Here is a 12851-nt window from a genome sequence, read left to right as displayed (position 1 = left end):
TGTTGGATAAATATGTTAAACCAAAGGAGTTTTCCACATGATTCATGTTGGCATTGGAGCATCTGCCACTGCAAGTTTGAAAAGTGTTTTTCATCGATTGGGGCACCTAATTATTGAAATACCGATTGATTTCTCTGTAGGACCTATTAAGCAGATTCATAATAAAAGAGGAGTTTCAGCACGGGCTGACTGGATTGTGCATTCATTCAATCCTACAAGAGAGCGCTTTAATCAACATGCAGAATTGTATATGAATTCTTTAGAGACATTGCAAAACATCAGAATTGGAGAAAAAGTGACCATTTGGACCTGCAGCAACGCAGCAGAACAAATTGGACTTCGGATCTCATGCTTTTTGCTTGCAGACAAACAAGTTGAGCTTAATATGGTAAATACACAGTATGCGATGAATGAATGTTTAAAGGGTTTAGAGCTGCAACAAACTATACGGCATTCGGGTGAATGCAGCGGTAAACAACTGGCGCATTTCTACAGATATTCCTCCGTTAGGATGACAGAAAAAATGAGAAACGCTTTTGAAAAAGACGGAGCAAAGTTGCTCCACAGCAGCAGCCTGCTCCGCTCTTGGCGTGAGAACGAAATTGCAGAAGATGAAGAAACACGAGAAGATGCTTTTATTGTAGACTGTATCAAAAATAACCTTGCTCAATCGCCGGAAAGCGAATATGTGGATGCCATTCGCATTGTCGGTGAAGTTCTTGGTTTATCAGAGCAGACCCTTTCTGACATGTGGATCGATTACCGGATCCGCTCTTTGATCCAAAATGGCAAATTAGCTTATCAAGGCAATCTTCACTCTATGCTTTCTTACAAAGTCAAAGTGACGCGCTAATCAAATCTGAAAGGCTGTATGCAACTAACAGATGCCTTCTACCACTATATCCAAATTTTTCTTAACCCGCCATTTAATTTCCAATCAAATAGCGTATAATGAGAATAATTAGTTTTTTCACGATTCCCCTCCCGCCGAGTTTCGTCAATTTCGTTTGTTTATAAATTTCGTAAAATGAAAAAAGAGAATTCATTGTAACGAATAATTTATCGTGCCTCAAGAAAAGAAACGGATGTGTATACATGATTGATTACCGAATCGTTTCTGCAAACTTTTATACTGAAAAGATTGGCGAACTTGTTTCCATGCTCGAACACACTCGAAACGTAACCTTAAGTGAAATCTCTGAGCTAACTCAAGCTGAACTTGACTACTTACCGGGTAAGGGGGCAAATTCTGTCGCTTCCCTGCTGCTGCATATTGTCTCGATCGAATTTGTACACCAAATAGGTTCATTTAATAACAGGGAATTGACCGAAAGTGAGGTTGAAAAGTGGGGAATTTCTTTGGAACTTGGTGCCAGAGCGAGAGCCAATATCAAGGAGCATTCCGTAGATTTTTATATAGACAGACTGCAACGGGTCCGAATGGTTACACTGCAGCTATTGGAGTCTCAAAGTGACAGCTGGTTATTCGAAGAGAACAAATGGGGTAATGGCATTCCCTATAACAACTATTACCTGTGGTTTCACGTAATGGAAGATGAAATCAGCCATCGTGGACAGATTAGGACAATTTTAAGGCAGTTAAAAAATAAGCAATAGAACTATCCACTCAAAATTATTCCCAATTAATTTGGCAAAGAAGCAAAACGTCCTTTACATGCGCAAGGCATGTAAAGGACGTTTTCTTTCAGTCATATTCGAAACTTCAATTCACTTTCTTCGGTCCGTTCCAATACATTTCACGCAAACGGAATTTCTGCAGCTTGCCAGTAGCCGTCTTCGGCAGTGCCTCGACAAACTCGATCGACTTTGGTGCTTTGAAATGCGCCATATTGTCGCGTGTGTAGCTGATGATTTCCTGTTCAGTCACGGTTGCTCCCGCTTGCAGGACGATGATGGCTTTTGGCACTTCTCCCCATTTCTCGTCCGGTACTGCGATAACTGCAACTTCCATAACATCAGGATGCTTGTACAGGACCCCTTCAATTTCAGTAGAGGAAATGTTTTCCCCCCCTGAAATGATCATGTCCTTGATCCGGTCCTGGATTTCAATGTAGCCGTCCGGATAAGTGACAGCCAAGTCCCCTGTATAAAACCAGCCATCTTTGATCGCTTCTGCGGTTTTTTCGGGATCTTTGTAATAGCCGCTCATCACGACGTTGCCTCGGGTAATGATTTCGCCCAATTCTTTGCCATTCCACTCGACTTCTTTGCCATCTTCCTGGTTGACGACTTTGGTTTCACCGTTAAACGCCAGCTCGATGCCTTGCCGCGCTTTGATGGTTGCTTGTTCATCCGGTGTTTTGTCGTCAAACTCTTTTTTCCATTCGTTGTACAAAATGAATGGCGAAGTTTCAGTCAAACCGTAGACATGCATCATATTCAAACCGAGCAGGTCTTGCGCCTTGCCGATCAATGCAGCAGCAGGCGGAGCCCCAGCTGTCCCCATTCGTGGGTTGGTGGTGATGTTGATGGTTTTCGCTTTTGGTTCATTGACCAGCATATTGACTACCGTCGGTGCACCGCACAGCACGGAAATTTTGTGTGTTTCAAACAGCTCAAGGATGAGTGGTGGATCGACTTTTCGCAGGCAGACATGCGTACCTCCTGCTGCAGTAATTGCCCATACACCGCCCCAGCCATTGGCATGGAACATTGGCAATGTATGCAGATAGACATCATCGTGCACCACTTTCAAATGGTAAAGAAAGTTGGCGGCATTCAAGTAATTGCTGCGATGCGACAGCATGACCCCTTTCGGATTAGAAGTGGTGCCGCTCGTGTAATTCAGTGTCAGCATCTGATTTTCATCGATTCTCACTTCAGGAAGCATAAATCGGCTGTCTACAAGAATAAAATCCTCGTAAGATATACCTTTAATTTTTGACTCATGGCCATCGACTTCCACTACAATGAATTTCTCAATTGGCAGCTTATCCTGAATGTCTTCAATCAATTTGCCAAACCCCGCATCTACGATTAGGGTTTTCGCATCACTGTGGTTAATGATGTATTCAAGGTCTTTTGCGGCCAACCGGTAATTGAGCGGCACCATGACCGCGCCGATCTGGCTGATGCCATAAAAGCATTCCAGCATATAATGCGTATTCGGCAGCATAACTGCGACATGTTCACCTTCCTGAATGCCTGACTGGTGCAAAGCGAACGCCAAACGGTCTGACCGATCGCCGAATTCCTTGTATGTAAAGGTTTTTTCTTCATCAATGATCGCAACTTTTTCTGGATAGTACTTGATGGCTCTTCGTTTCCAATCGATTGGTGTTAGTGGTGCAATCATAATTTGGCCCCTCTCGTCTTTAAATTCAGCAACTGTTATAGATCAAGTATAGGTAGCTCTCGAATCTGTGTCAATACAGTTTTCGGAATGGATTGACAATTCAGGCAGATAAAGAAAAAACCGGCAGCTCTCGAAAAAAGGAGCTGCCGGTTTTGTAATGACTGGCGGATGTACAATTTAGCAATTGCTTTCAGGAAGGCCTTCCAGTACCAATCCACCATTTTTAAAATCAAGCGATACTTCGTTTACCATCGTGCTGACACGTTCATCAAGCGCCACACGGATGCCGTTGACTTCTTTAATGACGTCGCCTTGTTCCGGTGCATCCATTGACAAGCCGAATTGCGGTCCGCAACAGCCTTGCCCCGCGAAATAAAAGCGGATGCCTTCTGCCGTGTTTTCTTTCATGGATTCCAAAAGCATTTCTTTAGCTGGTTGTGTGATATTCATCTAAAATCCCCCTTTTATTTAGTAACGAGTTGTTTCATTTTATCATAGCCGATGCTGTCTTGTGCCTGCCACGGAATCAAGACTGTCCGTTCAGCCAGTTCGCTGCTGACTTTTTGGATCCACGGCCATTCACTATACGCTTTTGCCTGTAAGAGCGCTTCAGTCGTTCCTGTGCCGGCTAGGCTTTGATTAATGATCCAGTTTTTTGCTTGGATTCCGGCACGTTTCAAATCCTGTTGCAGACGCGCCGCTTCAAAAACCGGAGTCGCTTCCGGCAAGGTCACAAGCAAGACATCCGTTTCCTTCGGATTGCGCAGACGCGGCAGCAAATTTTGGACGCTTACCGGTATTTCTCCGGTCGAGCGCTCCAGCTCTTTATGATAGGTTTGCGTTGCATCCAGCAGCAACAAGGTATGGCCAGTCGGAGCGGTATCGATGATAACAATTTCCTTGTCCGCTTTGGCTACCACTTCCGCAAATGCACGGAATACGGCAATTTCCTCCGTACATGGTGAACGCAGGTCTTCTTCCAAATAGGCACGTGCCTCATCGTCTAACGGCCCGGCAGCTTCCATAACTTGTGCTTTGTAAGATTCCACTTGCAGCTCAGGGTCGATTCGCGAAACGGTCAAGTTGTCTCCGCCCGTTCCTTCAAAGCGGTCCGCCAGATGAGCAGCAGGATCTGTCGTCGTCAAATGCACGTGGTGGCCTTTTTCCGCCAACCCGACAGCGAGCAAGGATGCAACAGTCGTTTTGCCGACGCCGCCTTTGCCCATGGTTAAAATGACGCGCGTATTCTGCGTTGAATAATGTTCCACCATATCCTTTAAACTATTCAATTCAGCTAGTGGATGATCGGCGTTTTCCGCCGCAGCGGGACGCCATTTTGGCTCATTGAACAAGCGCTGTAAATTGGCAATGCCGGTCAACGAAAACGCCACGAATGGCAAGGTGTATGCCGGCAGGCTCTTCAAATGAGCTGGCATTTCGATTAACGCTAGTTCATGCTGATGTGCGAATGCACCAGATACCTTATCTTCATTTTGAACCGGTGAATAAACGCCATTCAAGATCAATACCTGATTGTCAATGCCGATGGTTTGGAGCTCCTGAGACGCACGGTACGCTCCTTTAAAAGAAGCAGTATCCGGACGTGGGACCAGGACGAGTGTTGTTTGGTTGGAATCGGATAACGCCTGTACCGTTTTGGCATAAAGATCCTTTTTGGCATCAAGTCCTGCCAGTGGGCCTAGACAAGACGCACCGTGTGTTGACTCGTCCAAAAAGCCGCTCCATGCAGTTGGCAGCTTCAGAAGCCGCAACGTATGGCCAGTTGGTGCCGTATCAAAGAGGATGTGATCGTAGTCGTCCATGACCCGTTCATCGGCCAATAGTTTTGTAAATTCATCGAATGCGGCAATTTCAACTGTGCAAGCGCCAGACAGCTGTTCTTCCATCTGGTTGACGACTGCTTCCGGCAACTTGCCGCGGTAAGGGCCAACAACAGAATCACGGTAAGTGCGGGCAGCTTCTTCTGGATCCAGGTTGCACGCAAACAAATTCTGGATCCCCCCAACTGCTTGCGGTTCATTTGTTAATTCCATGCCGAAAACGTCCTGCAGGTTTGATGCGGGGTCTGTGCTGACCAATAGTACCCGCTTGCCGGTGTCTGCTAAAGCTACAGCTGTTGCTGATGCGGTTGACGTCTTACCGACGCCGCCTTTTCCTGTAAAAAACAGAAACGGCGTCCCGCTTACATGGGCTGGTTGGAAAGTCTGTGTCATCATTTTGCACCAGATGATGCGATTGTGACATTCAGCGGGTTGCTTGGCTGTTTAACCGTCTGCAATTCCGCAGCATCCACTCCGAACCACTCAGCGAATTCCTCTACTGTCGGGTAGTCTCCTGTTTTAACGACTTCGCCGTCGACCAAAATCATTGGCAGCGACTCGATGCCTTTTTCAAACAACAGTGCGTTGACTTTCTTATTTTCCACAAAAGCAGCCGGATCGTTGCTTAAATTGAAACGTTTGATGCTAAAGCCCTTTTTCTCAAGTGAAAAAACAGCGGCTGCCACAGCGGTCAGTTTCGGATCCACAACGGGTCCGCAAACACCGGTATCGCAGCACATAGCCGGATCGTATATCGTCACTTTTGTCATCAGTCATTCTCCTTTAACGTTCAGTTTCCAGTTTTAGCGAAGGTTTCGATGCGCGTGCCGATTGCATCACGGACGGTTTGGAACACGGTCCACTTTTCTTCTTCAGTTCCTTGTGCTTTCGCAGGATCTTCAAAGCCCCAATGTTCGCGTCTTACGTGAGGCGGTGTCATCGGGCATTTATCCGCCGCATCGCCGCAAAGCGTAACCACGAAATCTGCATTGTTCAGCAAGTCCATATCAATAATGTCCGAAGACTGGGTAGAAATATCAATGTCCACTTCGTTCATCGCTTTTACTGCATTCGGGTTTAAACCGTGGGCTTCGATTCCCGCACTGTAGACATCCCACTCTCCTGCTAAATGCTGTTTTGCCCAGCCTTCAGCCATTTGGCTGCGGCATGAATTTCCGGTACATAAAAAATAGATGGTTTTTTTCGTCATATCGTGAGTTCTCCTTTTTAGCAGCGTGTAAACAGCTTTCATCGCTCTATAGTTTTAGTCAGTTTCTTTATTAACAGCAATCCACAGGCATTTCTTTGGCACGCAAGGCCAACAACTGTGGATCGGCATCTTCAATATAGCTTAAAATATTTTGCAGCAGCGGTGCATGAACAGATTCCTGATTCATGGAATAAAACCGCCATTGCCCTCTTCTGTTTTCTTTTACGAGTCCCGCAGATTTTAGCTTGCGCAGATGCTGGCTGATGGCCGGTTGGCTCATGTCAAACATCTCGACAAATTGGCAGACACACAATTCATTTGTCTCCACCAGCTTCATCATCAATAGACGGGTTGGATCGCTGACTGCTTTTAAGCACACGGTAACGTCAGATGCAGATTGTCTTATTAAAGTCTCCATTCGGATCCACTCCTTCGCGCTTAGTATATAACGATTCAGTTATATAAGTCAATCGTGATAGAAGACTTTCACTATAAATCAAAAAAAACTGATTTATAACTTGCAATGGAATAAAAGTGAGATTACACTTAATTCATCAAATAAAATTGATTTAAAGAAAGTGGGGATTAGAATGGCTCAACAACTGGAACACACAGCAGCGATTCATACAACATACGAAGTCTATGCTCAAAAATTCAAAGCCCTTGCCGATCCAAAGCGGCTGGAACTACTGAAGCTAATTGGTCAAAAAGGATCGGTTTGTGTTTGTGATTTGGTTGATGAAATGGCTATGCCCCAATCAAAATTGTCGTATCATCTGAAAATCTTGTTGAATGCCAGCCTTGTAACGAAGGAAACAAAAGGAACATGGAGTTATTATGCTCTGGAGAATACTGAACTGGAGCGGCTTTTGCCTGAAGAGCTTGTCCATACAATCAGATCCTGATATTTAAATACCCCATAACCGCACACCAAATTAGTGTGAATATGTGTAACAGCGTCATTAAAAGAAAACTTATACTATAGAAGGAGTGTTTAATAATGATCACCACTTTACCCGTAGCAATCATCGGCGGCGGACCTGCAGGACTAGCAGCAGCTGCCCACCTGGTCCAGTATCAGCAACCGTTTGTGTTATTTGAAGCAGGTCCCGCACTCGGCACCCATTTTCTCCAGTATGGCCATGTCCGGTTGTTCTCGACGTGGCGCTACAATATCGATGCTGCGTCTAAAAAACTATTCGAAAAGCATGGATTGGCATTGCCGGATTCCAACGGGCTTCCTACTGGAGAAGAAGTTGCCAGACTTTATTTGCAGCCGCTTGGCCAATTGCCAGAACTCGAGCCCTCTATTCACTTAAACAGCCGCGTCATCCACATCCAACGGCAGGGACTGGATAAAATGAAGTCAGCAGCCCGTGAGGAAAAACCCTTTGAACTGGTTGTTGAAAACGGATCAGGTACTCGAGAAAAGATACTCGCGCGGGCAGTGATCGACGCGACCGGTACTTGGCAAAACCCTAACCCAGTAGTGTCCGGCGGTGCACCTGGAGCTATAGCAGGAGTGGATACCGGCATTCCAGACATTCTTGGAGCTGACCAAAAACGCTTTAAGAATAAGCATGTTGCTGTGGTAGGGAGCGGCCATTCCGCTTTAAATTCCCTGTTGGAGCTTGTGGCACTGAAGGAGAACTTTCCAGAAACGCATATCACCTGGATTGTCCGAAAAACATCCATTGAACAAGCATTGGGCGGTGGTGAGGCTGATCATTTGCCAGAACGAGGTGCTCTCGGGCAACGCGTAAAAGCCCTACTGGATAAAGGACAAATAGATGTACAAACTTCATGCTTGATCCAATCTGTAGACTTGGACCAGGAGCATCTCGTGTTGCGTGCCGAACAAAACGGCCACACGTTTAAACTTGGTCCATTTGACCGAGTTGTTGCCAATACAGGTGCCCATCCGAATTTTGAACTCTTGCGCGAGATTCGCTATGCCTTCGATCCCGCACTTGAAAGTGTTCCAGCGCTGGCACCGCTCATCGATCCGAACGTCCATAGCTGCGGCACCGTGCGGCCGCACGGTGAGCAGGAGCTGCGTCAGCCAGAGAAAGACTTCTATATCATCGGAGCCAAAAGCTACGGACGTGCCCCTACTTTTCTGATGGCCACCGGATTTGAGCAAGCGCGTTCTGTAGTGGCCCATCTTTCAGGTGACGTGGAAGCCGCCAAACGTGTAGAACTGGATCTTCCGGAAACCGGTGTCTGCAGCAGTCGTCCGCTTTCTTTCACAATCGTAGGAGCAAACGCTGAAAACAGCTGTTGTTAAATACTGGATTATTCATTAAATATTCACCTACCCAAATTGCGCATCAATAGCTAACGAATAACAGCATGAATAAATTAATTCGAAAAATCATTATATGAATAAAAAAGACTTGCTCAGCTTGGTGGTTGCAAGTCTTTTTTTATTTTCTATTCAACTATTCAACCGTTTACAAACCGCATATCTTCGCTGTTGATCATTAAGTCTATTGGCTGTTCAGGGTTCATTTTTTCGGCCTCTTGACTGGTGAAATTGCAAATCAGTAAATGCTCTCCTATTCGAACCTTTACTGAATAATAACCATGACTGAATATTTTATGATGAATGACTCCCTTGAAATAAACGCATCCCAGAATTTCAACCATGTTTTCTGAAACTGGCCGAATCGTCTCCGGGCGAATAATCAATACACTTTGACTGGTTTGAATAGATGACTGAATAGGAAATTCGAAACTTTGATCATTGGAAATAAAGTGGTTATTTGCAACCGTTCCTCTGATAATGTTTTTTAGTCCCAAAAATGAAGCAACTTCCACATTAACAGGCTGTTCGTAAATTTCCTTCGGCTTGCCGATTTGCAGAAGCCTTCCTTCACTCATCACACCAATTCGATCCGACAAATAAAATGCTTCTTCTCGGTCATGGGTAACAAACAGGACGGTAACATGGAACTCTTTTTGGACGCTGCGGAGCAGCTCCCTCATCTCCTCGCGAAGACTTGGGTCCAGTGCACTGAACGGTTCATCCATCAGCAATAAGCGCGGTTTGGCAACCAAAGCCCGTGCCAAGGCTACGCGCTGCTGCTGTCCCCCGCTCAATTCGTCAGGAAAGCGGCTGCCGTATCCACCGAGCCCAACATGCTCCAGCATGCTTTGCGCATCAGCCAGCCGCTCCCTTTTGCTGATTTTTTGCATTTTTAAACCGAATGCTACATTGTCTTCAACTGTCATGTGCGGAAACAACAGGGATTGCTGAAACACCATGGCAAATCTTCGGGCTTCCGGAGCAACAGCCGTTAAGTGATCATCGCCAACCCAGATCTCTCCATTGTCTGCGGGTATCAGTCCCGCGATTAATTTCAAAAGAGTCGTCTTGCCGCATCCGGAAGGGCCAAGCAAGGAGAAAAATTCGCCTTCTTTAATGGTAAGTGCAACTGGCTGCAGAGAAAAGGCAGGATCTTTTTGTTGTTTGGTTTGCGGGTATTGCTTTTCAATATTGATAATGCGCAAGTCACTCATATTTTCACTCCTTACCCCTTCGCTGTAGCGGCTTTCTTATTTTGGTAGTATTTCTTCAACGCCAGATCCATCCCCAACAGCGTCAAGACAGCAATACCGGCATAGAGCAAGGAAAAAGCTGAGGCAATCGCTGGATCTCCTCCGCTGATAAACGGAAACAGCAAGATCGGCAACGTAACAACCTGGCCAGAGCCGATGATGAACGTGATCAAGTACTGGCTTAAGGAAATCAGAATGCTCAAACTTGCCCCTGCTGCAATGCCCGGCAATAAATGAGGCAATACGACATGGACAAAGCGGGAAATCGGTCCAGCACCGAGCATGCGTGCCTGGTTCTCCCAGTCGACCGACAAAGTATTGTAACTGATCATGATCGCGCGCACCATATAAGGCAAAGTTGGTGAAATATGTGCCAAAACGACGCCCAATATGGTTTCAGTCAGACCGAGACGCAAAAAGGTTAAATGGATGCCCATCACTGCGACAAATGGCGGAATGACAATTGGCGCAAAAATGATCGCTTCCATCAGCCATTTGCCACGGAAAGAATTGCGTACCAGCGCATTGGCAGCGGGTACAGCGAGCAGCAGATTCACTGCTGTGACGATAAAAGCGACCAGTAAGCTGGTTCCTACTGCCGACCAGGTACCTGAACTGTCAGCGAGCACATATTCCCAGGCGCGAAAGCTGAATGAATCAGGAAGTACATTTGGCCACTGCCACCCAAAAGACACGCTCGACAGGATTAACGGGACGAATGGCAGGCCGATGACGATGAATAACAATAGGAATAAAATCGAATTCAATAAACGGCGCGGGCTTCTCATCAATCCCACCCCTTTAACACATTCCAGCGCTTGCTGAAGTAATAAACGACGAGCCCCAGCAATATGGTTAAAGCTGCCAGTATGATGTTGACGGCCAGCGCTTCTGGCCGGTCAGCCAAGGTCCCACTCGTATACAGCTGATAAGAGTAAACCGGCAGCATGCTCGGGTACGTGACCCCAAGCAAAAATGGCACTTCAAAAGCTGAAAAAGTGAAGACAAATACAATAAACGTCGCAATTGTCCACGCAGGCAGCATCACCGGAAGGACAATTTCTCGGATGAAATTCCAGCTGCCAGCACCATACACACGTGCAACATCTCGCCACGAACGATGAATGCGAGACAGTACTGGATAGATCATCAGCGATACAAAAGGAGCTTCTTTCCAGGCATAGGTTAAAATAATCCCCCAGCCAAACGGATCATTCACCAACACTGGGAAATCAGTGATTTCATCAATTAAACCGGCAGAAGCAAGAATTTTTGACAAAAATCCGCTTTGCATAAAGAGAAGGACAATGATATAGCCTCCGACCAAATGCGGAATGGTCAAAGGCAGCTGAAACAGCCGGTGCCAAACTTGGCTTGCTCCTGATTTCGAAGATTCCTTCAGCATAAACAGCGAAACCGCAATCGCTGCTCCCAACACTGCGGCAAATATCGACGACAGGGCGGCTACTCTAATTGTCAAAATGAGCGATTCCCAAAACTCGGATGACTGGAACAGGTTCGTGTAGGCAGTCATTTCAAAGCGCGTTTCGCCTATTGCCGGAAAATAGCCCAGACTTTTCAAAAGCCCATCAAAAAGTCCTCCAAAAAACAGGAGGACGATGGTGCCGATGGCTGGCAGCAGCAAAAGATAGGGTCTAGTCTTTTGCCACATGTTCCATCCATCCTTTTTCGATAATTTCGATGTAATCCGCTGACAGTTCAGGCAACTGATGGTTTTCCAGCTCGTCCAGCGGCAGTGTAGCTTCACCCAAATCCACATCATTCATAGCTTGTTGCTGCTCTGGCGACAATTTTTCCAAATCCAAAGCCGACAAATCGCCCCAGTTTTCAGGAGACAATTTTGCGGTCTGGGCTTCTGGTGACATCATTTCATTGATTGCTACCATCGCTCCAGCTTTTGCAGAAGAATTGAATGGAATCGACAGGAAATGTGTATTGGAAAGCGTCCCCCCGTCAAGCACAAACGTGCGGGTCGATTCAGGGAATCGGCCTTTCAGCACTTCACTCGCTGCGAGAGCCGGGTCGTAGCTCATTGTCATGCCGATCTCCCCGCTCGCATATAACTGGTCCTGTTTGGCCAAGCTTTCCGGATACGTTTCCCCTTCACGCCATAAGTATGGTTCAATGCTGTTCAAGTATTGCCACATCGGCTCCAATCGATCTTCCAGGTCGTCGATGTCAGCAGCAGGCTGCTGGTATTGCTCGTACCCGCCGGTTGTTTCATAAAGCACGTGGCGGATAAAGGCACTGCCTGTAAAGTCAGGCAACGCCGGGTAAGTGAACTGCCCGGGATTGTCCTGAACCCAGACGGCCAGCTCGTCCATCGATTTCGGAGGCGTTGCTGATTTATTTTCATCATGGACAAATACAAATTGCGCTTTCCCCCACGGCGCTTCCAGGCCATCCACAGGTTCCCCGAAATCAGCTGCAATCTCAGGAGCTTCCTGATCAATATAGTCATTGAAACTCGGCAACTGGCTGGTAAAATCCCCCCACAGCAATTCGTTGTCTTTGGCGGCTTTGAAATTTTCGCCGTTGATCCAAATGATGTCCATGCTGCCATCGTTTTTGCCGGCAGATTTTTCATCAACCAACTGATTGATGATGTCCTGTGAATCGTTCATCGGCACACGGTTCAGCTCAACGCCATGGTCTTCTTTCAGGCGGGGAGCCACCCATTCGTCGAGGTAGCGGTTGATGTTGTCATTGCCGCCCCACATGTACATATTGACTTCCTGGCTTGCGGCAGCATCAGAAATTTCCTGCCAGTCGCTTGTCAACAAATTGTCAATGCTTTCTGCACTGCTTTCGGATTCCTCAGAACATCCTGCGAGCGAAAGTGCCAACAAGCCAGGTACTATTAATAAAAATTTTTTCATTTCTTCCACTTCCTAAATCTATT

14 protein-coding genes are annotated in these 12851 nt (G+C 46.5%); 4 read left to right on the top strand and 10 right to left on the bottom strand.

Features of this window, described 5'->3' with window-relative positions; all coding sequences use genetic code 11:
- Nucleotides 1-37: 37 nt before the first annotated feature.
- Both GJB59_RS00490 and GJB59_RS00485 read left to right on the top strand, forming a co-directional pair.
- On the top strand, nt 38-853 hold the full coding sequence (locus GJB59_RS00490) for a DUF1835 domain-containing protein (RefSeq protein ID WP_142829568.1): 816 nt from the start codon (nt 38-40) through the stop codon (nt 851-853).
- Nucleotides 854-1095: 242 nt separating this feature from the next.
- On the top strand, nt 1096-1617 hold the full coding sequence (locus GJB59_RS00485; protein ID WP_142829571.1) for a DinB family protein: 522 nt from the start codon (nt 1096-1098) through the stop codon (nt 1615-1617).
- Nucleotides 1618-1723: 106 nt separating this feature from the next.
- On the opposite strand, the gene GJB59_RS00480 is transcribed toward GJB59_RS00485, so the two are convergent.
- From GJB59_RS00480 to GJB59_RS00455, 6 genes are all read right to left on the bottom strand, one after another.
- Nucleotides 1724-3316, bottom strand: a complete 1593-nt coding sequence (locus GJB59_RS00480) for a long-chain-fatty-acid--CoA ligase (protein WP_142829573.1) — start codon at nt 3314-3316, stop codon at nt 1724-1726.
- A 177-nt stretch (nt 3317-3493) separates the two neighbouring features.
- A complete protein-coding gene (locus tag GJB59_RS00475; protein ID WP_142829575.1) occupies nt 3494-3766 on the bottom strand; it encodes an iron-sulfur cluster assembly accessory protein in 273 nt (90 codons plus the stop codon).
- A gap of 14 nt (nt 3767-3780) precedes the next feature.
- Entirely contained in the window at nt 3781-5550 is a 1770-nt protein-coding gene (arsA, locus tag GJB59_RS00470; protein WP_185960105.1) for an arsenical pump-driving ATPase, read from the bottom strand.
- Nucleotides 5550-5927, bottom strand: a complete 378-nt coding sequence (arsD, locus tag GJB59_RS00465) for an arsenite efflux transporter metallochaperone ArsD (RefSeq protein WP_142829579.1) — start codon at nt 5925-5927, stop codon at nt 5550-5552. Before arsD ends, arsA begins: the two co-directional genes overlap by 1 nt.
- 20 nt (nt 5928-5947) lie before the next feature.
- The gene (gene arsC, locus GJB59_RS00460) at nt 5948-6367 is read right to left on the bottom strand and encodes an arsenate reductase (thioredoxin) (protein ID WP_142829581.1); all 420 of its coding nucleotides are present in this window, start codon (nt 6365-6367) and stop codon (nt 5948-5950) included.
- A gap of 70 nt (nt 6368-6437) precedes the next feature.
- Nucleotides 6438-6785 (bottom strand): ArsR/SmtB family transcription factor, encoded by a 348-nt coding sequence (locus GJB59_RS00455; protein WP_142829583.1) that lies wholly within the window; start codon nt 6783-6785, stop codon nt 6438-6440.
- 172 nt (nt 6786-6957) lie between these two features.
- Here GJB59_RS00455 and GJB59_RS00450 point away from each other — a divergent pair, with 172 nt between their 5' ends.
- Together GJB59_RS00450 and GJB59_RS00445 are read left to right on the top strand one after the other, a co-directional pair.
- Nucleotides 6958-7272: an ArsR/SmtB family transcription factor gene (locus tag GJB59_RS00450; protein WP_142829586.1), complete on the top strand. Its 315-nt coding sequence runs from the start codon at nt 6958-6960 to the stop codon at nt 7270-7272.
- A gap of 95 nt (nt 7273-7367) precedes the next feature.
- Nucleotides 7368-8654 carry an NAD(P)-binding domain-containing protein gene (locus GJB59_RS00445; protein ID WP_142829588.1) on the top strand — a complete coding sequence of 429 codons (1287 nt, stop codon included), beginning with the start codon at nt 7368-7370 and terminating at the stop codon, nt 8652-8654.
- A 158-nt stretch (nt 8655-8812) separates the two neighbouring features.
- Here GJB59_RS00445 and GJB59_RS00440 read toward each other — a convergent pair whose 3' ends face one another.
- The 4 genes from GJB59_RS00440 to GJB59_RS00425 are packed head-to-tail and all read right to left on the bottom strand — an operon-like array spanning nt 8813 to nt 12828.
- Nucleotides 8813-9889 carry an ABC transporter ATP-binding protein gene (locus tag GJB59_RS00440; protein ID WP_142829590.1) on the bottom strand — a complete coding sequence of 359 codons (1077 nt, stop codon included), beginning with the start codon at nt 9887-9889 and terminating at the stop codon, nt 8813-8815.
- A gap of 11 nt (nt 9890-9900) precedes the next feature.
- Nucleotides 9901-10716 (bottom strand): ABC transporter permease, encoded by an 816-nt coding sequence (locus GJB59_RS00435; RefSeq protein ID WP_142829592.1) that lies wholly within the window; start codon nt 10714-10716, stop codon nt 9901-9903.
- Nucleotides 10716-11600 (bottom strand): ABC transporter permease, encoded by an 885-nt coding sequence (locus GJB59_RS00430; protein ID WP_142829594.1) that lies wholly within the window; start codon nt 11598-11600, stop codon nt 10716-10718. Before GJB59_RS00430 ends, GJB59_RS00435 begins: the two co-directional genes overlap by 1 nt.
- Nucleotides 11584-12828 (bottom strand): ABC transporter substrate-binding protein, encoded by a 1245-nt coding sequence (locus GJB59_RS00425; RefSeq protein WP_142829596.1) that lies wholly within the window; start codon nt 12826-12828, stop codon nt 11584-11586. Before GJB59_RS00425 ends, GJB59_RS00430 begins: the two co-directional genes overlap by 17 nt.
- Between the last annotated feature and the right edge of the window lie 23 nt (nt 12829-12851).

The organism is Planococcus soli (assembly GCF_016881065.1).
Classification (GTDB): Bacteria; Bacillota; Bacilli; order Bacillales_A; family Planococcaceae; genus Planococcus; species Planococcus soli.
Note: the sequence above shows the minus strand (reverse complement) of the source record. Positions and strands in the feature narration are given on the sequence as shown.

Coding starts and splice junctions, on each gene's coding strand:
- arsD (WP_142829579.1), bottom strand. CDS start 5,927: ATGACAAAAGTGACGATATACGATCCGGCTATGTGCTGCGATACCGGT.
- GJB59_RS00455 (WP_142829583.1), bottom strand. CDS start 6,785: ATGGAGACTTTAATAAGACAATCTGCATCTGACGTTACCGTGTGCTTA.
- GJB59_RS00430 (WP_142829594.1), bottom strand. CDS start 11,600: ATGTGGCAAAAGACTAGACCCTATCTTTTGCTGCTGCCAGCCATCGGC.
- GJB59_RS00435 (WP_142829592.1), bottom strand. CDS start 10,716: ATGAGAAGCCCGCGCCGTTTATTGAATTCGATTTTATTCCTATTGTTA.
- GJB59_RS00485 (WP_142829571.1), top strand. CDS start 1,096: ATGATTGATTACCGAATCGTTTCTGCAAACTTTTATACTGAAAAGATT.
- GJB59_RS00450 (WP_142829586.1), top strand. CDS start 6,958: ATGGCTCAACAACTGGAACACACAGCAGCGATTCATACAACATACGAA.
- GJB59_RS00440 (WP_142829590.1), bottom strand. CDS start 9,889: ATGAGTGACTTGCGCATTATCAATATTGAAAAGCAATACCCGCAAACC.
- GJB59_RS00425 (WP_142829596.1), bottom strand. CDS start 12,828: ATGAAAAAATTTTTATTAATAGTACCTGGCTTGTTGGCACTTTCGCTC.
- GJB59_RS00475 (WP_142829575.1), bottom strand. CDS start 3,766: ATGAATATCACACAACCAGCTAAAGAAATGCTTTTGGAATCCATGAAA.
- arsC (WP_142829581.1), bottom strand. CDS start 6,367: ATGACGAAAAAAACCATCTATTTTTTATGTACCGGAAATTCATGCCGC.
- GJB59_RS00480 (WP_142829573.1), bottom strand. CDS start 3,316: ATGATTGCACCACTAACACCAATCGATTGGAAACGAAGAGCCATCAAG.
- arsA (WP_185960105.1), bottom strand. CDS start 5,550: ATGACACAGACTTTCCAACCAGCCCATGTAAGCGGGACGCCGTTTCTG.
- GJB59_RS00490 (WP_142829568.1), top strand. CDS start 38: ATGATTCATGTTGGCATTGGAGCATCTGCCACTGCAAGTTTGAAAAGT.
- GJB59_RS00445 (WP_142829588.1), top strand. CDS start 7,368: ATGATCACCACTTTACCCGTAGCAATCATCGGCGGCGGACCTGCAGGA.